We start from the raw sequence: 23,692 nt of genomic DNA on the forward strand, positions 1-23,692 counted from the left end.
AGTGAAAGTTCGTAAAGCCGCTTTAACAGACTACGAAAAACTAAAACCGGTACATACGGAAGTTCATAAACTTCATGTACAAGAGAGACCTGATATTTATCAACGAACGGACGAGACGTTAGATTATGCGTATTTTCAAGAACTGGTCGAAAGTCATGATGGCTGTATTTTCGTCATTGAAAACGGAAATGAAATTGTCGCGTTTACGTTTTTACGAAAACGTGTAACGCCAAATCGAACAATTTTATCAAAAAAGGCACTATGTATTTATGGAAGACCTTGGTGTCACAAAAAGCTACCAAGGACAAGGTTTAGGAAAATTACTGTTCCAACAAGCCGTTCAATTCGCTAAAGAAGTTGGTGCAGAAAGTTTAGAACTTGGTGTGTGGGAATTCAATCAACATGCGATTAAATTTTACGAAGCGATGGGAATGACAACCCAAGCGAGAAAAATGGAATACAAACTACGTAACTAGATTAAAATGAAAGCTTGAGGAATCGTGTCCTCAAGCTTTTTTATGTCTATTCCTTCTTGTTTAACAATTGTTGCAATCGTAAAAACTGCACGGCAAAAACGGTTTTCGCATCGTAGATCCGCCTTCCTTCTATCAGCTGCTCCGCTTCTTCGAGTGTCACTTCTAACAGTTCCACAAATTCGTCTTCATCTAGTTCTTTTTTTGTATCAAGTTTTCGTAATTTTTTAGCCAAAAAGACGTGAACGATTTCATCTGCGAACCCTGGTGATGTGTAAAAGGAAATGACATGCTCCATTTTTTCACACGTATACCCGGTCTCTTCCTCTAATTCCCGTATCGCTGTTTTTTCTGGCTCTTCTCCCGGCTCCAGCTTCCCTGCTGGAATTTCGATAAGTGTCCGCTCTAACGCTTTCCGATATTGCTCGACCATAACAAGTTTGTTGTCGGCCGTTAACGCGATGACAGCGACTGCCCCCGGGTGTTTAATGAGTTCGCGTGTCGATGTCTTCCCATTTGGTAATTCCACGGTATCGACTTGTAAGGAAATGACTCTCCCCTGAAAAATCGGTTCTGTTTTTACTGTTTTTTCTTCAAATTTCTTCATCCCATTCACTCCCGGTCTTTTACGGTTTAAATTCTCATACATTTTACCATACTTGGGATGGAGGCGATGAGATGAAAGTATATATTCATAAAAAAGGAATTACGCTCACCGGAAAAGCATGGGAAATTCGGCATCAGTTAAAACGGATGAACAAGCGTTATAAGCGCGTGATAGATTTTGTTGAACAAATGTATCCGAAATAGGCATTTTCCTATTCATTCCTTTCTTTTTCCTTTATCATGGGGATGAAGAAGCCTTTGTAAAGGAGGAAGAAAGGTTTGGAACGACGTCAATTAGGAACATCGGATTTGTATGTATCGAAAATGGGCTTAGGCTGTATGTCTCTTGGGACCAACCAGGCGCACGCAGAATCCATCATTAAAGCGGCATTAGAAGCAGGCATCAATTATTTTGATACGGCTGATTTGTACGATTTTGGGATGAACGAAGAAATTGTCGGGAAATCTTTACAACCTGTACGAGACGAGGTCGTAATCGCCACGAAAGTTGGAAATAGATGGAACGAGCAAAAAGACGGTTGGCGATGGGATCCTTCAAAAGCGTATATTAAAGAAGCGGTAAAAGATAGCTTGCGTCGTCTTCGTGTCGACTACATCGATTTGTATCAATTGCACGGCGGGACGATTAACGACCCAATTGACGAAACGATTGAAGCGTTTGAAGAATTAAAAGAAGAAGGGCTCATTCGGTATTACGGCATCTCGTCCATCCGACCAAACGTGATTCAAACGTATGCCGAGCAATCCAATATCGTTTCTAATATGATGCAATACAGCCTATTGGATCGTCGTCCCGAAGAATGGTTTCCTTTATTACAAGAAAAAAATATTTCGGTCATTTGTCGAGGACCTTTAGCCAAAGGCCTGTTGACTACGGAAGGCTGGAGTAAAGCATCTGAAAAAGTTCGCCAAGAAGGCTATTTAGATTACTCCCCAGAAGAATGCCAAGAACTTATTACCCAGTTAGAAGAAAAATTTAACGATTCCCGTACATTAAATGAAGTTGCCTTGCAATTTTGTTTACGACACGAGGCGGTAGCAGCTGTCATTCCTGGGGCTAGTTCAGTGGAACAACTAAAAGAAAATATTCGAGCGGCAGAAAGTTCCGCTTTGTCGGATGAAGAATACGAGATTCTTCGTGAAATTACGAAAGAACAAAAATATACGGCACATCGGCCATAACGAACTTAGCCCCTCCTATATATAGGAGGGGTTTAACAAATTTTTAGCATTTTATTATAGTTAGTTAGCGTCAAGGCAGAAAGTAGTCTCAAAATTATTATAACCTGGATGTCTTAACACTATGAATCTACTTAAAATCTTTCCAATTCAAATTGCTTTCGTTCAGCAATTCTTCAAACGTTTTATTTTTCTCCCGTTGTATCCGTTCTTCACGCTTTCTCCTCTCTTCTTCCACTTTTCGTTGTTGTTCGGCTTTTTCAAGTTCTTTTTTTGCTTCTTTTAGCTTTTGCAGCATGTCTGTATGTAAATGGTCTTTTAAAGTAGTGTTGGAATCAGTTGATGTTTGCTTTTTCCCCTTCATGGTTGAAACTCCTTTTTTCTTTGATTAATTCATTAAGTAGGTATTTTAATTAAATCAGGTTTGGCGTATTTTTTAAAGTCCAGTGTTTCGAGCAAACGCTCAATCAAAAAGCATGTGAACGGACCCATTCACATGCTTTTTCCAGTTGAACTCTTTTTGAGATATGTTTAAACTCTCTAATAACATTAATAAGCGTCGGTTACTAGTTCTTCGGAAATGATTAATTCCGGTTCTGTAGAAGCTACTACATCTTCTACCGTAAAACCTTTCGCGACTTCTTTTAAGACAAGTCCTTTTTCCGTAACATCTATCACCGCTCGTTCTGTAATGATGCGATTGACAACCCCTTTTCCGGTTAACGGTAACGAACATTGCTTTAAAATTTTCGGTTCGCCATTTTTGTTCACATGCTCCATAATGACGATAATTTTCCGGGCACCGTGTACCAAATCCATCGCGCCGCCCATCCCTTTAATCATCTTTCCAGGAATCATCCAATTGGCTAAGTCGCCGTGCTCAGATACTTCCATGCCTCCAAGAATCGCAACATCGATATGACCGCCGCGAATCATCGCAAACGATTCGGCACTATCGAAGTATGCCGCTCCTGGGATGGCCGTCACCGTTTCTTTTCCGGCATTAATTAAATCGGCATCTACTTCTTCTTCCGTTGGGTATGGCCCGATGCCAAGAAGGCCGTTTTCCGATTGTAAAACGACTTGTTTGTTATCTGAAATAAAGTTTGCTACTAATGTTGGCATCCCGATCCCAAGGTTGACGTAAAAGCCATTTTCGATTTCTTTTTCCGCTCGTTTCGCAATTTTTTCGCGCACTAGTGCTTTATCCATGTTCGCTCCCCCTTTATTTTCTCGTTGTCCGCCGTTCGATTCGTTTTTCTTGCTTGCCTTGAATCAATTTTTGTACGTAAATGCTTGGCGTATGAATGAAGTTTGGATCGAGTTCGCCCACCTCGACCAGTTCTTCTACTTCAGCGATTGTTACTTTTCCGGCAGCGGCAATCATCGGGTTAAAGTTACGGGCCGTTTTGTTGTACACTAAGTTCCCCATTTTGTCGCCCTTCCATGCCCGAACTAAGCTAAAATCAGCGGTTAACGCTTCTTCTAACACGTACTCTTTACCGTTAAACGTACGAATTTCTTTTCCTTCGGCAATTGGTGTTCCGACTCCAGCTGGTGTATAAAACGCCGGAATGCCTGCTCCACCGGCACGAATTTTTTCCGCTAACGTCCCTTGTGGAATAAGCTCTACTTCAATTTCCCCTGCTAAGACTTGTCGTTCAAATTCTTTATTTTCTCCAACGTAGGACCCAACCATTTTCTTAATTTGCTTGTTTTGAAGAAGCAAACCAAGTCCCCAATCGTCAACACCACAGTTATTAGAAATCACTGTTAAGTCTTTCACGCCTTTTTCGACAAGGGCGAGAATTAAATTTTCTGGAATTCCGCACAGTCCGAAGCCACCGACCATAATGGTTGCTCCGTCATGAATATCTGCAACTGCTTCTTGAAAGGAAGTGTAAATTTGTTTCATGTTTCCGCCTCCTATTCTGCTAATTCAACTATGGTTGCTACCCCTTGTCCTCCACCAATGCACAAGGTAGCTAGTCCTTTTTTCGCCTTTCTTCGTCTCATTTCATGAATTAACGTGACTAAAATTCTGGCTCCACTAGCTCCGATTGGATGACCTAGGGCAATGGCTCCACCATTAACGTTTAAAATGTCTCGATTTAAACGAAGTTCCCGATCAACCGCTAACGATTGTGCCGCAAACGCTTCGTTCGCTTCTATGAGTTCAATGTCCTCCGTTGATAGCGATGCTTTTTCAAGGACTTTTTTCACAGCAGACACTGGGCCGATTCCCATAATGGATGGATCGACACCTGCTGACGCATTCGCTTTAATGGTCACGAGCGGCTTAATTCCAAGTTCTTCTGCTTTTTTCTTTGACATAACAACAACGGCAGCTGCTCCATCGTTAATACCAGACGCATTTCCTGCTGTAACACTACCGTCTTTTTTAAACGCTGGTTTCAAAGACGCTAACTTCTCCACCGTTGTTCCTTTTCGTGGATACTCGTCTTGTTCAAAAACGATTGGATCACCTTTTCGTTGTGGAATGACGACAGGTACGATTTCTTCTTTAAACTTTCCTTCTTCGATTGCTTTGGCAGCTTTTTCTTGACTCCACGCCGCAAATTCGTCTTGTTCTTCTCTTGTAATTTTGTATTTATCACATAAATTCTCAGCGGTAATCCCCATGTGATAATCGTTAAAGGCACACCATAAGCCGTCGGAAATCATGCTATCCACGAGCTTTTGGTCACCCATTTTAAACCCGTTACGGGCATTTTTTAATAAATAAGGGGCCCGGCTCATATTTTCCATTCCACCAGCGACAACGATTTCGGCATCACCAGCGACAATCGCCTGGGTGGCTAAATGAACCGCTTTTAGTCCAGATCCACACACTTTGTTTATCGTCATTGAGGAAACGCTTTCAGGTAGACCCGCTAAAATAGCTGCTTGTCGAGCTGGATTTTGCCCAAGACCTGCTTGCAGCACATTCCCCATAATGACTTCATCAACTTGCTCCGGCTTGACACCTGCCTTCGCAAGAGCTTCTTGAATGACCGTTGCTCCAAGCTTTGGCGCTTCCACATCTTTAAGCGCCCCGTTAAAGCTTCCGATCGCAGTACGAACAGCGCTGACAATCACGACCTCTTGTTGTGACACGACTCCATCCCCCTTGCAAAAAAATAGTACCAATGCTTTTTATTCGATATGCATAATTAAAATTCCTTTAATTTTATAAAAAATTCTATTATTCTTGCTTTTTGCAAATTTTTCTTCCTACAATAAAGTGAGAATCAAAGGGGGAGATGAGAATGATTTCGTTACCAAAAAAAGTGACCATCATTGAAGTTGGACCACGGGATGGGTTACAAAATGAGGGGCAATTCGTCCCAACTAATGTGAAGGTAGCGTTTATTCAGGCGCTAAAAAAAGCTGGCTTTACCGAAATGGAATTAACTTCGTTTGTATCTCCAAAATGGGTGCCGCAAATGAAAGATGCGGCCGAAATCGTTGACCGTTGTCGAGACGACCTTCGAAATATCGTTCTTGCTCCAAATCGCAAGGGGATTGAACGTGTGCTTGAATCGAATTGTCAAGCCGTAGCAGTGTTTGTAGGTGTAAGTGATACGTTTAATAAGAAAAATATTAATAAATCAACCGCTGAAAGCATGGCCGAGCTTGTGCCGCTTATTCATGAGTTGAAAGAGCGCGGCTTGTTTGTTCGGGCGTGCATCTCGACTGCCTTTTATTGTCCATATGAAGGAAAAGTGGACCCAGACCGAACCGTTCAATTGTGTGAACAATTCGTTGAAGCCGGTGTCGATGAACTAAGCGTGGCGGATACAATCGGCATGGCGACACCGCTCGAATCATACGCTCTTTTTTCTAAAATGAAAGATTCGTTTCCTTCTGTGTTGCTAACCGCTCACTTCCATGATACGCGTGAAATGGCCTTAGCCAATATTTTCGCTGCCCTTCAAGCCGGTGTCGACCGCTTCGATTCTTCGGTTGGCGGATTAGGAGGATGTCCGTTTGCAAAAGGCGCTACTGGAAACGTCGCTACGGAAGATGTCGTGTATATGCTGGAGCGTATGGGCATCGAAACGAACATTGATTTACAGCAACTGATAGAAGCGTTACGAATCGTTGAACCGTATCTTTCCCGGGAATTGACAAGCGGGTATTATCGACTGCATAAGCAAGAATAATTTTTCATTGGCTGTTCATCCTAATGAGGAATACGTATCAGGAGGGATGAGCATGAGCCAAAAACGAGAGAAAGGATTTTCCCAAAAAGGAAAACCGACGGCCGATACTACAAAACAAACCATGGCAGCAGAAGATTTAGAAACAGCCATTCATCCTCGAAAGAGACAAAATAGCACTCAATAAGGATGGATGGTTCGAACACTATCGGCCTGCAGTCGGTAGTGTTTTCTTTTTATCTTAACTATATTAGGTGATGAACATGAAAAAATGGGTGCCAATTGTCGGTGGTTCTGCTTTAGCGGTTACTTCTCTTATTACGTATTTTTCCCATCAAATGATGTACATAAAGAAAAAAGAAGAAAAACTCATTCTCAATCGTGATCAACAGCGAAAATTATGCTCGCTTACTGATTTTGACGCGTTACCGAAAGAGGAGGTATGGGTCAATTCGCCTTTCGGCTACCGAATAAAAGCGGTATTTGTCGAACCACACGAAACGAAATGGTACGTCGTGTTTTGCCATGGGGTAACGGAATGTAAATGGAGCTCGATTAAATATATGAATTTATTTTTACAACGCGGATTTAACGCGGTCATTTATGATCATCGCCGCCACGGGGAATCAGGTGGTAAAACAACGAGCTACGGTCATTACGAAAAATACGATTTACAAGCGGTGATTCATACGTTGCTTCGTAAAAGAGGCCCTGACGTCCGGTTCGGCATTCACGGGGAGTCGATGGGGGCGGTCACTATGCTTCTTTACGCCGGAATGTTTGAAGATTGCGCTCAATTTTACATTGCCGATTGCCCTTTTTCCGATTTTGAAGAACAGCTTCTTTATCGGATGAAAAAGGAATATAAAGTATCGTCTCGGTTGCTACTTTCATTAACGGACAGGCTTCTCCGCCTGCGAGATGGATATTCGGTGAAAGACGTTTCCCCACGTCGCATCGTCGATCGCATATCGGCTCCGGTGTTGTTTATTCATAGTGAAAAAGATGACTACATTCTTCCTTCGATGACGAAAGAACTGTACGAACGAAAAAAAGGCCCGAAGCAACTGTTTTTAGCAACCGATGGAGTTCACGCTGAAGCGCTGTTTAAAAATCGGGAAGCGTATGAACAGGCGATTGATCAATTTTTACATACGTATGTCTTTAGTACTTCGGTTGAAAGTTGATGTTTCAAGTCATCCGGTGAGACGTATTCTTACTGTTTTTTTGTTCGGTCTTTTTAGAGCAAGCAGATTTTTTGCTCTTAAGTACGTAGGATTTCTCTTAACATGTAATTTTTTCTCTTAACCACAGCAAATTTGCTCTTAACTTGTGAGTTTTTGCTCGCTACCACGGCAAATTTGCTCTTAGATGCTGTCCTTATTAGTACTTTTCCTTTTATATTTTTACAGATTAAACCTTTCCGTTATGTTCTTTATGGAAAATTACCTCCGCGAACGAAACCTCAGCTTGCATTTTTTGTCGTTTCCTTTTACCATCAGAAAAGTAGGGGTTTTTTAAGTGTGAAAGGGTGGTTTTTCATGACGAAAGTCCAAATTAAAGTGAACGATAACGGTTCGTTCCGCGTTACGGGAGATGTTGAATTAATTGACGCAGAAGGAAACAAATTCGAAACGAAGCAAGTATTTTCTTTATGCCGTTGTGGACTTTCATCTAAAATGCCATTTTGCGATGGATCCCACAAAGGAAAATTTGAATCCGTTGTTCGCGCTCCTAAGCCAGAACAGGAAGCGTAAAGAAGAGCTGTCGCCTATTCCGACAGCTCTTCTTCATGAAACCGGATATCGACAATGTTAGCTAGCGGAACAACCCATCGTTCGGAGAAGTTGTCTTCTACATGTAGCGTCTGTTTCAGGGTATCTACTCGAACAATCGTCCCGATGAGCGGGCGATACTGGTGGTCGTCATAATGTGTAATGACGACTCGTTTTCCTGAGTGTAACGCTTCTTCTGTAATTTCGTTCATCTTTTCCAATGCTTGTTCGTCGACCGTAATTGGTTGTTCATAGCTATCTTCCTTCGCCCAGTTGCGCAGCATTTTTACATGCTCCGGAAGCATCATCGACGTCCACTTAATTCGTCCACGATCTCGAATCATTGGCCCCCCTCCTTCGTTTTCTTTAGGCATGGCAATCGGATGTTCCACATACCCTCTATGCTTTATGACCGCCAACTAATTTAGCCCGCAGACGAGCCGTTCCTGCGCTTGTATACGAAACGGAACGTAACAGCGCAGCGGAACCGTACCGACTACGAATAGCGTCCATCGTATACCCTAGCTCTCGTTTTTTCCACAAATTCGGTTCAAATAGGCGCAGCTGGAGCATATCATCGTCTACGACATTGGAAAGCGCCACCGATATTTGCCGAACCGTCTTGTTTCGATAATGTTCTTCAAATAGCTGTAAGCACGTTCGGTACAAATCCATCGTCACGTTTGTTGGCTCACTCATCGTTTTGGAGCGGTAAAAGCCGCCTCCTAATTCGTCTTGACTGTACCCGATGCCTAAACTCACCGTTCGTCCCGCCTTCCGATGCGTCCGCGCACGCCGTGCCACTTCTTCACACATTTCGAGAATGACGTGCTTAATTTCCTCTTTGTCTTTATAATCACGTAATAAAATTTGACTTTTTCCAAAGCTAATTTGCCCTTCCATAATCGGTGCTCCGATTTCAGACAAATCGACGCCCCACGCATGATAGTACAGCTGATTGCCCATGATTCCGAACTTCGCTTCCAGCTTGTGCAAGTCGTACTTAGCCAGTTGGCCAACAGTAAAAATCCCCATTCGATTGAGCGTTCGCTCCAAACGCTTGCCGATTCCCCACATTTCACTTAACGGCTGAACCGGCCATAGCTTTCTCGGCACATCTTCGTACGTCCATTCAGCAATCCCGGTTTTTTTCGCTTCTAAATCTAAACACAATTTAGACATCAGCATGTTCGGACCGATACCAATGGCGCAAGGAAGTTGAAATTCTCGCTCCATTTCGTCGCGAATTTTTTCCGCAATCGTCCAGGCACTTCCCCACAGCTGACTCGTACCGTCCACTTTAATAAAACTTTCATCTACGCTGTACGTATGAATCGCTTCTTTCGGAACGTACCGATGAAACAGCTTCGTCAGTTCGGTCGAAATTCGTAAATACGTCGCCATTTTCGGTTCAACAATTTTAATACGCGGGTCATTTGGAATTTCAAATAGGCGGGAACCTGTTTTCACACCAAATTCTTTTTTTAACCGCGGAGACGCCGCCAGCACCACGCTTCCTTTCCGATCGATGTCCCCAACCACTGCTAAGTAACACGTTTGTGGATCCAGCCCGAGCATAACAGCCGAACAACTAGCGTAAAAACTTTTCATGTCGATGCACAAAATTTGCTGTTTTGGTAAACAACTATAATCGACAGTCATGCTCCCACCTCTTTACGTAAAATACGAACACTTGTTCTTATTCTATTCATAATAGTATGCGAATATACGTTCGATTGCAACTGGTACTTTTTTCTTATCTGTATAGTTGTTTTGGCGCATAAGGCCTGATGTTAGCTCCTAAGAAAACTGATTGGGTACATAGCGGCTTATAGAACGCAGCATTTGGCATTTGGTACATAAAAAATCTAATTTAGTACATAGCAATAAATAGGATATATTTATCGGCGATCTAAACTTCCTTATGAGCTGCCAGGACTCAAAATTTTACTTTTCGACGAAGAAAACTGATATAATCAAACAAGGAGATGATCGTATGGAGCAAAAGTTAATTGAAAAAATGATTCGCAATTGCTTTATGCAATATGAATACGGCCGCGGGGATGTACTGCTTAGCGATGAGGATTTAATAGCGCTATGTCAACGGGTCATTGAAGAAAAACAACATTGCCCGGAAGCGGATGTACACGAGGTTGTGCAAGATGTCGTGTATGAATTTTTAACAACGTAATACAAAAAACGCTAGGGATGGGATCACCTAGCGTTTTTGTATAAGAACTACAAAAAATTTTTTTAAAAAAACGGATTCTATTAGCAATATTTCTAAAATGAGACGTCCAATAACAACCCCATTGATAGGTATTGTACCCGTTTACTCGATTTAAAAATTGTTGCATCGGCAAGTCCTTATTTCACTTGAAAACCGTATTATGCCCTTAGATGGCGTTTTTGCACCGAGAAATGTCAATATGCACTCATTTGCGAACTACTGAACAATCAACCTCATTAATGTGTTAACAAAAGTGCCCCCTACCACAGAGAACACCTTTGTTACAAATACCTAGCTACTTTTTATTTTTGAAAAAACGCCCTTTTCCCCATTCGCTCGACAAGTGACGGGAACAATTGATACAGCTTACTACCGACATTCATCCATCTTGGCATGTTGATCTCACGGCGGTTCGTTCCTAAACAAGCAATGACCGCTTCGGCTACTTGTTCGGGGCGAAGCATCCATCGTTTTACGTTTTTGACATACGTTCCGGACTCGTCGGCGATGGCAAAAAAGTCGGTATCAATCGGACCAGGGTTGACCGCTGTGACGAACACACCAAAAGCTTGAAGCTCGAGTCGGAGGCTATTGGTAAATCCTAACACCGCATGCTTCGTCGCTGCATAAACGCTCGATTTAGGGGTGGCGATTTTTCCGGCTTGGGAAGCAATATTGATAATGTGCCCACATTGATTCGCTTTCATATGGGGGATGACTTGTCGAGTGCAGGCGATGAGTCCTAACACGTTGACATCAAACATCCGGTGGACATCTTCCATCTTCATATCGACGATTTCTTGAAACAAACCGAAGCCAGCATTATTAATTAAGACATCAATCTTCGGAAACATGGTTAAAAGTTTCGTGAACACTTCTTCTACTTGGCGACTATCCGTCACATCCAACGCCATGACCGTCACGCTTCCTTGTTCTTGTTCGATTTGGTTTGCAATTTCCCGTAGTTTTTCTTCTCGGCGGGCCAGTAAAATCACATGGGCTCCGCACCCAGCGGCTAACAGCGCCATTTCTTTTCCAATCCCACTTGATGCACCGGTAATCACAACTCGTTTTCCTTTTAGCCAAGGATTTAGCATACCGTCCCTCCTTTACCGTACAACCTCATATACGAATACTCCATCATCGTTTCGGTGTGCTTGAATCTCTCCGTTATGTACTAAATAGTCTAATTGCCCTACTGTTTCCGATATGGTTAAGGTCAGCTGTTTTTCATAAACGGCCGGGAACAGTTGTTGACACACGTCAAAAGCAGTCATTGGTCGTTCTAACAGGAGTTTTTTTACTTGCATCGCACGCTCATGCTGACGTTCGAGCCGTCGTTTGATAAGCGCATGTACTTGGGTGACGTTCGGTCCATGTCCTGAATAGACGACATCGATTGGATACTGTAACAGCTTTTGCAACGATTCGTTGTACTGGAGTTGCGGTTTCGGACGTGGTAGCCCTGATACCTCAGGCGGCTCTAATAACGGATTAGACGAAATGGTGGCTAATACATGATCCCCTCCGATCAACCATCGTTTTTCCTCATGAAAAAGTCCGATTTGGCTCTGGGCGTGTCCTGGCGTCTCTAACACCGTCCAACCAGGTAAAAATGGCACTGATTCGCCTTCTTTGACGATCGACGTTAACGGGCGTTGACACGAATAGTCCAAGGTCCGTTTCATTTTTTCAAAATGCGACAACCACTTGTTCGGAATGCCACACTCAACAAATAATTGGCGATAAAATTGAGCGTATTCTTCCATAAACGCATCCGTCCGATATAGCCAGCGACGATTATACGAATGTCCGATGATTTCCAAGTCCTCATGAAACCAATCTAACAAACCGACATGGTCAGGATGATGATGGGTAACGACGACTTGCTCAATATCATCCGGTGTATACCCGAACATTGCTAATTGAGTCGTTAACGCTTCCCACGCTTCTTTCGTTTTCGGTCCGACATCGACCAGTGTCAATTTCTCCCCCTTCAGTAAAAAAACGTTCACATCTCCTACCGGAAAGGGGGTCGGCAGCGAGATTTTCAAAATTGCCTTTTCCTGCATTGTTCTCCCACCTAAGAATATTATTTTTATATAAAATTAACATCGTGAATTCACACCATATTAAAATTAGTGTACTTCACTTTCGGCCCACTGTCATTATTTTCACATAATACAAACAAAAAAACTTTACAAAATCAGATTTTTTCCTCTTGACAACTCCCTTGTCCATTCGGCATAATCACAATTAAACTTTTAAACTTTGATACGGAAAAACGAGCGATGAGTAAGACCAGTAAATGGAAGATGGCGCAAGAGAGTGAAACCCAGCGGCTGGAAGGTTTCATCGTCCTCTGTTCCATTGAACCTATCTTACGAGCTGTTAGGAAAACCTAAACGCGGAAAACCAGCGTTATCGGTTTCGAGTGCACAAAAGCTGTTCTTTTGTGAACTAAGGTGGTACCACGGAAGTTCCCCTTTCGTCCTTAAAGGATGAAAGGGTTTTTTATTTCGTAAAAACTACAGGAAAAAAGGGGTGTGAACATATGAAACGAATCGCTTTTATCGGCGCTGGCTCGATGGCGGAAGCGATGATTGCCGGTATGGTAAAAACAGGACTAGTAGAAAGTAAGAACATCATTGTCACCAATAAACACGATGAACAAAAATTACAGCGACTGGCACACACATACGGTGTTCGCATCACATATAATCGGGAGGAACTTTTTAAAGATACAGACATCATCGTGTTAGCCATGAAACCGAAAGACATTAAATCCGCTATAAGCGACATTCGTGATTATCTGAAAAAACATCACTTGCTCGTCTCCGTCTTGGCTGGAGTATCGTTACAAACGCTTGAAGAAGGCGTGGGCAAACAAATCCCAATTGTACGCGCGATGCCAAATACCTCAGCGACGATTCAAAAGTCCGCGACCGCTATTTCGTTTAACCGTTGGGTGAGTGAAAAACAAAAACAAATCGCCCGTGAATTATTTGCCGCGATTGGCCTTGTAACCGAAGTGGCCGAAGAACAACTCGATGCTGTAACCGGCTTATCCGGCAGTGGCCCAGCCTACATTTATTACATTGTTGAGGCGATGGAAGAGTCGGCTGAACAAATTGGCTTAGAAAAAGACAAAGCCAAACAACTTATTGTCCAAACGTTAATTGGCGCAGCTGAAATGTTATCGATGAGTGAAAAACAACCATCTGAACTTCGAGAAGCGGTAACGAGTCCAGGTGGAACGACAGAAGCCGGCATCCGCATGCTAGACCAACGTAAAGTAAAAGAAGCATTAATTGATTGTATTCAAGCTGCGACGAAACAATCAAAAACACTCGGTGAACGTCTTCGGGTCCTATAAATCACGAGCAACTCCTCCAAAAAGCATATTATTACCACTGAAACGGAACGATTGCTATACTGAATATGTATGTAATTTCCAATCAATGGAACGGAGGGATGAACATGACATTATTATTTTCACCATACACGCTTCGAGACGTGACGTTGAAGAATCGAATTGTCATGTCGCCAATGTGTATGTACTCAGCCACAGAAGGCGGAAAAGCGACGAATTGGCATCGCGTGCATTATGTATCACGAGCCATTGGGCAAGTAGGCTTAATTATGTTTGAAGCAACAGCTGTTACCCCAGAAGGTCGCATATCACCACAAGATTTAGGTATTTGGAGTGACGAACATATCGAAGGTCTCGCCTCAATCGTTAAAGAAATCCAAATGTACGGGGCCAAAACGGCGATCCAATTAGCCCATGCTGGACGGAAAGGTCGTGCTTCGAATACCATTTACGCCCCGTCGCCAATCCCGTTTACAGATAATGAGAAAGTACCAACAGAAATGACAAAAGAAGATATTCAAGAAACCATTAACGCCTTTCAACAAGGGGCACTCCGGGCAAAACAAGCGGGATTCGATATCATTGAACTTCACGGTGCTCACGGCTATTTAATCAACGAATTTCTTTCTCCATTAACGAACAAGCGTCAAGATGAATACGGTGGGTCACCGGAAAATCGATTCCGCTTTTTAAAAGAAGCGATTCTTGCTGTTCAAGAAGTTTGGGAAGGTCCTCTGTTTGTTCGGGTGTCTGCACACGACTATCAAGATGGGGGGCTTATGCCAAACGATTACGTCGTGTTTGCTAAGTGGATGAAAAAACTTGGGGTGGATGTAGTTGATGTCAGCTCCGGTGGTGTCGTCCCAGCATCGATTCATGCATATCCGAACTACCAAGTTCCGTTTGCTGAACAAATTAAGAAAGAAGCCGGTATCGCTACAGGGGCAGTGGGAATGATTACGACTGGCCGCCAAGCGGAAGAGATTTTACAAAACGAACAAGCCGACCTCATCTTTATTGGAAGAGAATTGCTGCGAGACCCATACTGGCCGCTACGTGCTGCCAATGATCTCGGCATTCAACTAGAAGCACCAAATCCATATAAAAGAGGATGGAAATGAACCTCACCCACCTACAAGTTGAGGTGGGAGACTTCTCGGTTAACATGTTAAATTCGGTCATCCCAAATGCGGCGAAGCGTATGACCCTCATCATGAACAGTAATTTCATACACATCCGGGTTCGTTAACCGCATGAGGGTATCGTAACCATGCTGTTGATCAAAATAATGTAACAATAGTGTCGTTAAATTCCCATGACTTACTAAAACGATATGTTCATCATCCGAAGCAAGCACTTCTTGTATCATTGATTCGGCCCTAGCTAACGCCATCCGATTCGACTCCCCTTCTGGAAAAGCGAGATCGAAGTCATTAAACGTGTCCTGTAATTTTTCTCTCCAATTTTCTATATCCGGCTTCCCTAATTTTCGCTCAGCCAACCGGTCATCTTCATGAATCGGCAATCCCCGCACCTCGGCTATCGGCCGAATCGTTGCTTTCGTTCGGACATATGGACTTGAATAAATTTTATCAATCGGACGATCGTGAAAAAATTCGACAAGTGCTTTTGCTTGTTGTTGACCTAACGTTGTTAATGGTGCTTCAAACGGTTGTCCTTCTGCTTTCGCATGTCTTACAAGATAGATCGTTTTCATGATGTTCCTCCCACTTTGTCTTCTTTCTTATACTGGAAATTCGCTAAAATCCTTGGCAATGGCCGTATTCGGAAAAATGGCCATCGCCTCACTTGCTAATTTCGACCAGTCCTCTTTTCCGTAACGTGAACTGATATGGGTTAACACGAGCCGGGACACTCGAGCTTCTTTGGCAAGTGACGCTGCTTGAGTTGTCGTGGAATGAAAGTATTCAAACGCCATTTCCTCACCGTCTTTTGCAAACGTTGCTTCGTGAACAAGCAAATCAGCGTTTTCGGCGAGTATGCGGGCGTTCTCACAAGGCCTTGTATCCCCTAATATAGTAACAACTTTCCCTTTTTGCTTCGGGCCTAAGTAATCTTTTCCACAAATCACCCGTCCATCGTCTAATTGCACCGTTTCCCCATTTTTTAACCGTTTATAAATCGGTCCTGGAGGAATTCCTTCCGCTTGCAACTTATCGGCTTGAAGTTCACCGGGGCGATCTTTTTCTACAATCCGAAATCCGTAGGATAAAATCGCATGATCTAGCCGGCGGGCTTCCACAACAAATTGTTCGTCTTCAAAAATCGTTCCTTCGTCAATCTCTACAATGTGAAGTGGATATTTCAAATGCGTTTCACTTACTGCCAAGCTCGTCTCAATGAACGATTGAATCCCTTTAGGTCCATAAACGGTTAACGGATCAGTTCCCCCTTGAAACGAGCGGCTTCCTAACAATCCCGGAAGGCCAAAAATATGGTCGCCATGAAGATGGGTAATAAAAATTTTTTCGATTCGACGCGGTTTAATCGTCGTGTGTAGGATTTGATGTTGAGTCGCTTCCCCGCAATCAAAGAGCCAAATTGCGCCCCGTTCTTCAAGGAGCTTCAAGGCTATAGAAGACACGTTGCGCAATTTCGCCGGGACACCTGCTCCCGTACCAAGAAAAAACACTTTCAAGAAAAACCCTCCTGCTTATACGTACTGTCAACATCATACCATAAACCTTACCGTTCTTGTCCCTTTAATACTTCTTGTAAGGAAACTTTTTTCAGCTTCCGTCGACTTAAAGTTAACGATGCATAATAGGAAACGAAAATAACCAGCAACCCAACGAGCACGAAGAAGTAATCCACTCCAACTGGTAACGCATAATTCGTTTCATCGGCGATGGAACGAATTAACGTATCGACGCTATATAGGGAAATAGGTACACCGATGAAGTAACTGATGACGACAACAGGTGTGTAAATATTGAGAATCAGTGACGCAATCGACTGATGACGATAACCGATTATTTTCATGAGGGAAATGGTTGTCGTATTTTCTTCAATAATTAAATTTGTAATTAACGAGACGATAATTCCACCAATAATAAAGGCAAGCAGTGACATAATAAGCAGCGAATAGCGCATCGGCTCCATTAAAGATGTAAAGGATTGAATAATATCTTCTTTCGACTCAATCATATAAACGCCTTTGGAGTCTGGTAACGGCTGTTTCGTCCATAACCCTACATATGAACCTTCGGGATATTGTAGCCACTCATTGACCATTTGACGATCATAGTAAATAAACGTACCGGCATAAATTTCCGCTATTCCTTGAATTGTAATCGTTAACGACTGCTGACTCGATTCACTCCATACGTTTAATTCGTCCCCTTCTCGAAGATTAAGGGCATACGCAAGCGTTTTCGTGATAATGGCTCCCTCTTTTAAATCCGGAAGCAAATCTTCTCCTTCTTTATTTTTTAAACGAAGTAGTTCCGTTGATGAATCAATACCATACACTTGAACGGTGCGTTCATCGTTGAGGTTATTCCCATTGATCGCACGAATTTTTCCTTCCCCAAACGAGAACTCATCACCTTGTGGCTCTTCCGCTTGTTGAAGTTTTTGAAAATAGTAGGCATAATCGTAAGTTAAACTTTCTTTATATGTTTTGTTTAGTAACGTATCCATCGAATTCATCGAAATAATGCCGAACATTAATAACATCGTTGAAAAAATGATTCCAAAACTTAATAACAGCGCACGTCCGATATTTCGCGTGAGCATCCGTAATCGAAAGCGTGTCGAAAATTTTTTCAATCGGAACGGAAAAGTAAAACGTCGATAGCCTTTCACATGAAACATAGGTGGCCTTAACAAATCAATTGGCGATTTTTGAAGCTGTTTAGCCACGATACCAGCACTTGTCAAGCACAGAAAAGCAACTGGTAATAGAAAGGCGATACCGAGTGCTTCTCCATATACATAAAAATTTCCAAGCAACGGAATATTAAAAAATTGTCTATACACTTCCGTAATCGGAACGGAAAGCAACCAACCGCTAACGATGCCGAGTATACTTCCAATCAAACTGACGATGAGTGGATATAACAGAAACGAACGGATGAGTTCTCCCTTCCGATAGCCGATGGAAAGAAGGGTTCCTAATTGACTCCGTTGTAGCTCCAAGCGCCGTTTTAATAGAATCATAACCATGAAAACGACGATTGTGCCGATAAAAAGCGGGAAGACAGTCGTTGTTGTTTTTACTCCTTCGATTTCTGTTTCTATATAAGAAATCCGCGGGTTTTCGTCACTATTGACCCATAAAATGATGGGAGTATAAGAAGATAGCGTATCTTTGAACTCGTCTAGTGGTTCGTTCTGACTCCAATAGCCTGAGTAAAAGGTCACCTCTTCACCCGGCAGGCGTTCAAATCCTTGATCGTTTACAAGGGCAATACCAAATGACGCCGGATCTTGAAACAAGTCATTTAAGTTTTTTAACATATAGACATAATCCGGTAAATAGATCGTCCCGGATATCGTCCATTCCTGATTACCCAATGTAAGCGTATCCCCAACATTTAGCTCATTCATCGTAGCATACGATTGGGCAAGTGCGATTTCATTTTCTTCTGTTGGTAACTCTCCTTCTTCCACATACGGCACATTCACGTTCTCAGAAATCGTAAAAATACGAAGGGACTTTCCTTTATCGATGGAAAGATCTTTTTGTTTTCGTTCTTCCAATACGACATCATATTGTTGTTCCAACTGATCCATTTGCTCATCTGACAGTGGAATGCCGGTAATCACATGAAAATCTTCTTGCACATAATCGTTCATAAACTGCTCATTGCTTTGCTCTAACGTATGAATGGCTGTGTATAACATCACATAAAGCAACACGGCTAATGAAAGAAGAACAATCGCCCCACTATATTGAAATTTACTTTTTTTCATCTCGCGAAGAACGCTTTTAGACAGCTTTTTCATATCCAGTCCACCTTCTCCGCCGAAATTGGATGTACGTTTTCGATACATTCCACCAATTCCCCACTTTTCATTTTGACGACCCAATTGGCCATCGCACTAATTCCAGGGTTATGGGTAATGATTAAAATCGTGGTGCCATATTGCTTGTGAACATCTTGTAATAAACGTAAAATCTTTTTCCCGGTTTCTTCATCTAATGCACCGGTTGGTTCATCACACAGTAACAACCGTGGATTTTTCACAAGCGCTCGTGCAATCGCGATCCGTTGTTGTTCCCCTCCACTTAATTGTTGCGGGAACTTATCTTTTTTATCATACATACCGACACCTTTTAACACTTCATTAATCGAAAGCGGTGCTTTGCTAATTTCCGCTCCTACTTCCACATTTTCGTATACCGTTAATGTCGGAATAAGATTGTATGATTGAAAAATAAAGCCAACATGTTTCCGACGATATTCCGTTAATTGTTGATCGGTTAATTCGTGAACTGGTTCATGAAAAACGTGAACTTCTCCTTCTGTTGGCCGGTCAATTCCACCAATGACGTTTAACAACGTCGACTTTCCAGACCCTGAAGGTCCTAAAATAACCGAAATCGTTCCTTCTGGTATGTGAACAGATACATTTTTTAACGCCTGAACATCTACATCCCCACTTTTGTATACTTTTTGGACGTTTTTTAATGAAATGCCCATTTTCCATTCCCCCTTACCCTTCCATCTTACACTATGAAAAAGAGAACTACAATATTTTATGAAATATATTAATAAATTTATTTCATAATTTTCATTTTATAATATTATTATTTTTCAAATTATTCCCATCCACTCTAATTAATGACGTTAGACGTTCATTCTATTTGCGCTTTCCATCATTAACCGATAAAATGAAATACGTTATATATCTTCATTTGTTACCTAGCCAAGTTTGACTTCTAAAGATAAATAAAGCGAGGTTTCTTAACGTGAAAATGGAAAAGCCAACATCACTCATCATCATCTTTGGAGCAACTGGTGACTTAGCGAAACGTAAATTGTTCCCATCCCTTTTCCACTTATATCGGAAAGGAAAAATCGGGAACAAATTTGCGGTCATTGGCGTTGCCAGACGTCCATGGTCTCAGGAACAGTTTCAACAACATGTTCAAGATTCTGTTCTTACCTCATTAGGTCAGGCAGAAGATATTGAGTCATTTGTTCAACATTTTTATTATCAATCCATTGACGTGACCGATTCGAGCTCATACGTTCAACTTAATGAGCTAGCCAATAAGTTAGATGTCCAATACGATTTAAACGGAAACCGTATTTTCTACTTGGCGATGGCACCTGAATTTTTCGGTACGATTACCGAGCATTTAAAAGCGGATGGGTTAACTGCTACGAATGGCTTTAAACGTCTCGTTATTGAAAAGCCGTTCGGTCATGACTTAGAGTCCGCTAAACAATTAAATAATCAAATACGAGAAGTATTCTCCGAGGACGAAATTTATCGAATTGACCATTATTTAGGAAAAGAAATGGTGCAAAACATCGAAGTGATTCGCTTCGCCAACGCTCTGTTTGAACCTCTTTGGAACAACCGGTTTATCTCGAACATTCAAATTACCTCTTCCGAAGTGTTAGGTGTCGAAGAACGAGGACGTTATTATGACAAAAGCGGGGCGCTTCGCGATATGGTACAAAACCATATGTTACAAATGGTCGCCCTACTCGCAATGGAACCACCCATTCGCTTAACAACAGACGAAATTCGAAGCGAAAAAGTGAAAGTTCTCCGCGCGCTTCGCCCAATTAAAGGGGAGGACGTTCATCGATACTTTGTGCGTGGCCAATACGGACCAGGTGCGATTCGGAATGAAATGGTTCCAGGGTATCGCCAGGAAGCAAACGTCGACCCAGAGTCCAATACGGAAACATTTGTTGCTGGAAAACTCATGATCGATAACTTCCGTTGGGCAGGTGTTCCATTCTACATACGAACAGGTAAACGAATGTCCGCGAAATCAACGAAGATTGTCATTCAATTTAAAGATATTCCGATGAACTTGTACTATAAAATGGACCAGCCGCTGTCGCCAAACTTACTGGTGATTCACATTCAACCAGAAGAAGGCATTACCCTTCATTTAAATGCGAAAAAAGCGGGTCAAAACATGGAAACAACGCCAGTTAAACTTGATTTTGCAAACAACAGTATTGACGGAATGAACACCCCAGAAGCGTATGAAAAACTTCTCTATGACTGTATGCGCGGAGATGCCACGAACTTCACGCATTGGGATGAAGTGGCCCTGTCATGGAGCTTTGTAGACGAAATTTCTAAAGTTTGGGAATCTACACGCGAAGAGAAATTCCCGAATTATGCAGCTGGCACCATGGGACCAAAAGCAGCCGACGAATTATTAGCCAAAGATGGCTTTCATTGGTGGCCGGTGTCTGATTTTGAAGTTCAGTCCAAATAAGGAGGAGATACGCGTGAAGATTTACGACGTAACGGCTCCTATTATTGAAGGTATGCCTGTTTACAAAAATAAAGAAGAAAAGCAGCCAAAAATTACAACGGTGACGAATGCGCACGTCACTGAATCTCGTATTAGCCTAGATGTGCATACAGGAACGCATGTCGATGCACCATTGCATATGATGAACGATGGCGAAACGATCGAAACGATCGGTATCGAAAAACTCGTTCGACCGTGTAAAGTATTCGACCTCACCCATGTAGAAGAGAAGATTACAAAAAAAGACATTGAATCCCTTCCAATTGAAAATGGTGATTTCGTCCTTTTTAAAACGAAGAATTCATTTGACGAACAATTTAATTTTGAGTTTATTTATGTGGCTGAAGATGCAGCAGCCTATTTAGCGGAAAAAGAAATCGCTGGCGTAGGCATTGATGCACTAGGAATTGAACGTGCCCAACCGGGGCATCCGACCCATCAAACGTTAATGAAAAACGGCGTGATTATTATTGAAGGCTTACGGTTAAAAGACGTTGAAGCAAACACGTACTTTATGGTCGCTGCTCCGCTAAAACTCGTCGGAACAGATGCGGCACCTGCTCGTATTTTACTGTTAGACGAACTCAATGGGTAATACAAAAGCGCTTGGATAGTCCAAGCGCTTTTGCTGTCATTTACTCTCTTTTTGAAACCACCCGTGAAACGATGACTCCATCCCCATTCTCTCTTTATAAACAGAAAAAATCCCCTGACCGTCAAAAAGACCATCAGGGGATTTTTTTAAACTTCTTACTTGGATATCCATTCGGTATGGAAAATACCTTCTTTATCTACTCGTTCATACGTATGCGCACCGAAGTAATCGCGTTGTGCTTGAATGAGGTTCGCGGGTAATGTTTCCATGCGATAGCTGTCATAGTAGGATAGAGCAGCTGAAAAACATGGAACTGGAATACCGAATTGCACCGCCACGGAAATGATTTCACGTAACGCAGATTGATAAGACTCAACGATTTCTTTGAAGTATGGATCGAGTAATAAGTTTGGAAGCTGTGGATCACGATCGTAAGCATCTTTAATTTTTTGTAAGAATTGCGCACGAATGATACAACCACCACGGAAAATCATCGCAATATCTCCGTATTTTAGATCCCAGCCGTACTCATCAGAAGCTGCTTTCATTTGGGCAAAACCTTGGGCATATGAACAAATTTTACTCATGTAAAGGGCTTTACGAACCGATTCAATAAATGCTTCACGGTCACCAGTAAACGGTTTTGTTTCTGGTCCTTTTAATAGTTTGGATGCATGAACGCGCTCGTCTTTTAACGCAGAAATGAAACGAGCGAAAACGGATTCCGTAATAATTGGAAGTGGAACGCCTAAATCAAGTGCGCTTTGGCTTGTCCATTTTCCTGTTCCTTTTTGTCCCGCTTTATCTAAAATGACATCAACAAGTGGTTTTCCGGTTTCTTCATCTATTTTCGTGAAAATATCCGCTGTAATTTCAATTAAGTAGCTATCTAGCTCTCCTTTATTCCATTCCGCAAACACTTGATGAAGCTCTTGGGCGCTTAAACCGAGTACATGTTTTAGTAAAAAGTAAGATTCCGCGATTAGCTGCATGTCTCCGTACTCAATACCGTTATGAACCATTTTTACATAATGTCCTGCTCCGTCAGGACCGATGTATGTTGTGCACGGCTCACCATCAACTTTTGCGGCAATTGCTTCAAAAATCGGACGAACAAGCTCATGTGCTTCCTTTTGGCCACCTGGCATGATAGATGGCCCTTTTAATGCTCCTTCTTCACCGCCGGAAACGCCTGTGCCGATAAAATGAATACCTAACTCCGCTAACTCTTTGTTGCGGCGTTGCGTGTCTTTGAAATACGTATTTCCACCGTCAATTAAAATGTCACCTTTCTCTAAGTACGGCTTTAATTGTTCAATCGTTGCATCCGTCGCCGCTCCAGCTTTTACCATCAATAAGATTTTACGCGGTTTTTCAAGCGAGTTAACAAATTCTTCAATGCTGTATGTACCCACAACATTTTTTCCTGCTGCTTCTTTTAAAAACTCATCTGTCTTTTCGAGCGAACGGTTGTATACCGCTACGGAGTAACCTCTGCTTTCAATATTTAATGCAAGGTTTTTCCCCATGACGGCTAAACCGATTACACCGATTTGTTGTTTTGCCATTGTGAAACGTTCCTTTCTGTCCTTTTATATTTTCTTTATCATGAAAGAACATACCATGCCCATTTTACAATATCAAGTATTATGCTGGATTTTACGTAAGTTGAAAGCGCGTTCATTTTTTTCTTACTTGCTGAAAAAACGTTACCTTCTAGCAATAATGCTACAAGGAGTACTGGAACTAGGAACGATTTTTATTCCGCACCAAAAACATTGTAGAAAAATTCCCTATCAA

Annotated in this window: 26 protein-coding genes; 12 read left to right on the top strand and 14 right to left on the bottom strand. The window is 42.2% G+C overall.

The genetic code is table 11. The features are described 5' to 3' along the window. Nucleotide 1: 1 nt before the first annotated feature. The gene (locus tag H0Z31_04395) at nucleotides 2–352 is read left to right on the top strand and encodes a hypothetical protein (protein ID MBO8176681.1); all 351 of its coding nucleotides are present in this window, start codon (nucleotides 2–4) and stop codon (nucleotides 350–352) included. After that, a complete protein-coding gene (locus tag H0Z31_04400; GenBank protein ID MBO8176682.1) occupies nucleotides 270–476 on the top strand; it encodes a GNAT family N-acetyltransferase in 207 nt (68 codons plus the stop codon). The genes H0Z31_04395 and H0Z31_04400 overlap by 83 nt, the downstream gene beginning before the upstream one ends. Before the next feature lie 46 nt (nucleotides 477–522). Here the strand turns inward: H0Z31_04400 and H0Z31_04405 are convergent, their stop codons facing one another. Continuing rightward, on the bottom strand, nucleotides 523–1,080 hold the full coding sequence (locus tag H0Z31_04405) for an NUDIX hydrolase (GenBank protein MBO8176683.1): 558 nt from the start codon (nucleotides 1,078–1,080) through the stop codon (nucleotides 523–525). Nucleotides 1,081–1,151: 71 nt separating this feature from the next. Between H0Z31_04405 and mciZ the strand changes: the two genes are divergently transcribed. Next, nucleotides 1,152–1,283: a Z-ring formation inhibitor MciZ gene (mciZ, locus tag H0Z31_04410; GenBank protein ID MBO8176684.1), complete on the top strand. Its 132-nt coding sequence runs from the start codon at nucleotides 1,152–1,154 to the stop codon at nucleotides 1,281–1,283. Between the two features lie 75 nt (nucleotides 1,284–1,358). After that, complete coding sequence (locus H0Z31_04415) at nucleotides 1,359–2,282, top strand: aldo/keto reductase (GenBank protein ID MBO8176685.1); 924 nt, start codon at nucleotides 1,359–1,361, stop codon at nucleotides 2,280–2,282. Nucleotides 2,283–2,409: 127 nt separating this feature from the next. Here the strand turns inward: H0Z31_04415 and H0Z31_04420 are convergent, their stop codons facing one another. From H0Z31_04420 to H0Z31_04435, 4 genes are all read right to left on the bottom strand, one after another. Next, complete coding sequence (locus tag H0Z31_04420; protein ID MBO8176686.1) at nucleotides 2,410–2,643, bottom strand: YqkE family protein; 234 nt, start codon at nucleotides 2,641–2,643, stop codon at nucleotides 2,410–2,412. Nucleotides 2,644–2,828: 185 nt separating this feature from the next. Then, on the bottom strand, nucleotides 2,829–3,491 hold the full coding sequence (locus tag H0Z31_04425; GenBank protein MBO8176687.1) for a CoA transferase subunit B: 663 nt from the start codon (nucleotides 3,489–3,491) through the stop codon (nucleotides 2,829–2,831). 13 nt (nucleotides 3,492–3,504) lie between these two features. Continuing rightward, nucleotides 3,505–4,194 (bottom strand): CoA transferase subunit A, encoded by a 690-nt coding sequence (locus tag H0Z31_04430; protein MBO8176688.1) that lies wholly within the window; start codon nucleotides 4,192–4,194, stop codon nucleotides 3,505–3,507. An 11-nt stretch (nucleotides 4,195–4,205) separates the two neighbouring features. Continuing rightward, nucleotides 4,206–5,396: an acetyl-CoA C-acetyltransferase gene (locus H0Z31_04435; protein MBO8176689.1), complete on the bottom strand. Its 1,191-nt coding sequence runs from the start codon at nucleotides 5,394–5,396 to the stop codon at nucleotides 4,206–4,208. A 152-nt stretch (nucleotides 5,397–5,548) separates the two neighbouring features. Here H0Z31_04435 and H0Z31_04440 point away from each other — a divergent pair, with 152 nt between their 5' ends. The 3 genes from H0Z31_04440 to H0Z31_04450 all read left to right on the top strand — a co-directional run bounded on the left by H0Z31_04440 (nucleotide 5,549) and on the right by H0Z31_04450 (nucleotide 8,199). Further along, a complete protein-coding gene (locus H0Z31_04440) occupies nucleotides 5,549–6,445 on the top strand; it encodes a hydroxymethylglutaryl-CoA lyase (protein ID MBO8176690.1) in 897 nt (298 codons plus the stop codon). Nucleotides 6,446–6,705: 260 nt separating this feature from the next. Continuing rightward, a complete protein-coding gene (locus H0Z31_04445; GenBank protein MBO8176691.1) occupies nucleotides 6,706–7,629 on the top strand; it encodes an alpha/beta hydrolase in 924 nt (307 codons plus the stop codon). Between the two features lie 354 nt (nucleotides 7,630–7,983). After that, on the top strand, nucleotides 7,984–8,199 hold the full coding sequence (locus H0Z31_04450; GenBank protein ID MBO8176692.1) for a CDGSH iron-sulfur domain-containing protein: 216 nt from the start codon (nucleotides 7,984–7,986) through the stop codon (nucleotides 8,197–8,199). 14 nt (nucleotides 8,200–8,213) lie between these two features. Here H0Z31_04450 and H0Z31_04455 read toward each other — a convergent pair whose 3' ends face one another. Then, the gene (locus H0Z31_04455) at nucleotides 8,214–8,561 is read right to left on the bottom strand and encodes a YolD-like family protein (protein MBO8176693.1); all 348 of its coding nucleotides are present in this window, start codon (nucleotides 8,559–8,561) and stop codon (nucleotides 8,214–8,216) included. Between the two features lie 55 nt (nucleotides 8,562–8,616). Next, nucleotides 8,617–9,879 carry a UV damage repair protein UvrX gene (locus H0Z31_04460; GenBank protein MBO8176694.1) on the bottom strand — a complete coding sequence of 421 codons (1,263 nt, stop codon included), beginning with the start codon at nucleotides 9,877–9,879 and terminating at the stop codon, nucleotides 8,617–8,619. A gap of 334 nt (nucleotides 9,880–10,213) precedes the next feature. Between H0Z31_04460 and H0Z31_04465 the strand changes: the two genes are divergently transcribed. Next, a complete protein-coding gene (locus tag H0Z31_04465; GenBank protein ID MBO8176695.1) occupies nucleotides 10,214–10,408 on the top strand; it encodes a hypothetical protein in 195 nt (64 codons plus the stop codon). A gap of 341 nt (nucleotides 10,409–10,749) precedes the next feature. Here the strand turns inward: H0Z31_04465 and H0Z31_04470 are convergent, their stop codons facing one another. Beyond that, entirely contained in the window at nucleotides 10,750–11,544 is a 795-nt protein-coding gene (locus tag H0Z31_04470; GenBank protein MBO8176696.1) for an SDR family oxidoreductase, read from the bottom strand. A gap of 12 nt (nucleotides 11,545–11,556) precedes the next feature. Further along, nucleotides 11,557–12,519, bottom strand: a complete 963-nt coding sequence (locus H0Z31_04475; protein MBO8176697.1) for an MBL fold metallo-hydrolase — start codon at nucleotides 12,517–12,519, stop codon at nucleotides 11,557–11,559. 482 nt (nucleotides 12,520–13,001) lie between these two features. Between H0Z31_04475 and proC the strand changes: the two genes are divergently transcribed. After that, the gene (gene proC, locus H0Z31_04480) at nucleotides 13,002–13,823 is read left to right on the top strand and encodes a pyrroline-5-carboxylate reductase (GenBank protein MBO8176698.1); all 822 of its coding nucleotides are present in this window, start codon (nucleotides 13,002–13,004) and stop codon (nucleotides 13,821–13,823) included. 98 nt (nucleotides 13,824–13,921) lie between these two features. Continuing rightward, nucleotides 13,922–14,941 carry an NADPH dehydrogenase NamA gene (gene namA, locus H0Z31_04485; protein ID MBO8176699.1) on the top strand — a complete coding sequence of 340 codons (1,020 nt, stop codon included), beginning with the start codon at nucleotides 13,922–13,924 and terminating at the stop codon, nucleotides 14,939–14,941. 47 nt (nucleotides 14,942–14,988) lie between these two features. Here the strand turns inward: namA and H0Z31_04490 are convergent, their stop codons facing one another. The 4 genes from H0Z31_04490 to H0Z31_04505 are packed head-to-tail and all read right to left on the bottom strand — an operon-like array spanning nucleotide 14,989 to nucleotide 19,489. After that, nucleotides 14,989–15,537 carry a histidine phosphatase family protein gene (locus H0Z31_04490; protein ID MBO8176700.1) on the bottom strand — a complete coding sequence of 183 codons (549 nt, stop codon included), beginning with the start codon at nucleotides 15,535–15,537 and terminating at the stop codon, nucleotides 14,989–14,991. Nucleotides 15,538–15,564: 27 nt separating this feature from the next. Next, on the bottom strand, nucleotides 15,565–16,479 hold the full coding sequence (locus H0Z31_04495) for a ribonuclease Z (GenBank protein MBO8176701.1): 915 nt from the start codon (nucleotides 16,477–16,479) through the stop codon (nucleotides 15,565–15,567). A gap of 47 nt (nucleotides 16,480–16,526) precedes the next feature. Then, the gene (locus tag H0Z31_04500; GenBank protein MBO8176702.1) at nucleotides 16,527–18,839 is read right to left on the bottom strand and encodes an FtsX-like permease family protein; all 2,313 of its coding nucleotides are present in this window, start codon (nucleotides 18,837–18,839) and stop codon (nucleotides 16,527–16,529) included. Then, the gene (locus H0Z31_04505; GenBank protein ID MBO8176703.1) at nucleotides 18,788–19,489 is read right to left on the bottom strand and encodes an ABC transporter ATP-binding protein; all 702 of its coding nucleotides are present in this window, start codon (nucleotides 19,487–19,489) and stop codon (nucleotides 18,788–18,790) included. The genes H0Z31_04500 and H0Z31_04505 overlap by 52 nt, the downstream gene beginning before the upstream one ends. 275 nt (nucleotides 19,490–19,764) lie before the next feature. On the opposite strand from H0Z31_04505, the gene H0Z31_04510 reads away from it, so the two are divergent. Both H0Z31_04510 and H0Z31_04515 read left to right on the top strand, forming a co-directional pair. Next, nucleotides 19,765–21,258 carry a glucose-6-phosphate dehydrogenase gene (locus tag H0Z31_04510; protein MBO8176704.1) on the top strand — a complete coding sequence of 498 codons (1,494 nt, stop codon included), beginning with the start codon at nucleotides 19,765–19,767 and terminating at the stop codon, nucleotides 21,256–21,258. Nucleotides 21,259–21,271: 13 nt separating this feature from the next. Beyond that, complete coding sequence (locus H0Z31_04515) at nucleotides 21,272–21,892, top strand: cyclase family protein (GenBank protein ID MBO8176705.1); 621 nt, start codon at nucleotides 21,272–21,274, stop codon at nucleotides 21,890–21,892. Nucleotides 21,893–22,047: 155 nt separating this feature from the next. Here the strand turns inward: H0Z31_04515 and gndA are convergent, their stop codons facing one another. After that, complete coding sequence (gene gndA, locus H0Z31_04520) at nucleotides 22,048–23,460, bottom strand: NADP-dependent phosphogluconate dehydrogenase (protein MBO8176706.1); 1,413 nt, start codon at nucleotides 23,458–23,460, stop codon at nucleotides 22,048–22,050. Nucleotides 23,461–23,692: the final 232 nt, after the last annotated feature.

Origin of the sequence: Bacillus sp. (in: firmicutes) (assembly GCA_017656295.1) — a bacterium.
In the GTDB taxonomy this organism is placed as follows: domain Bacteria; phylum Bacillota; class Bacilli; order Bacillales; family JACDOC01; genus JACDOC01.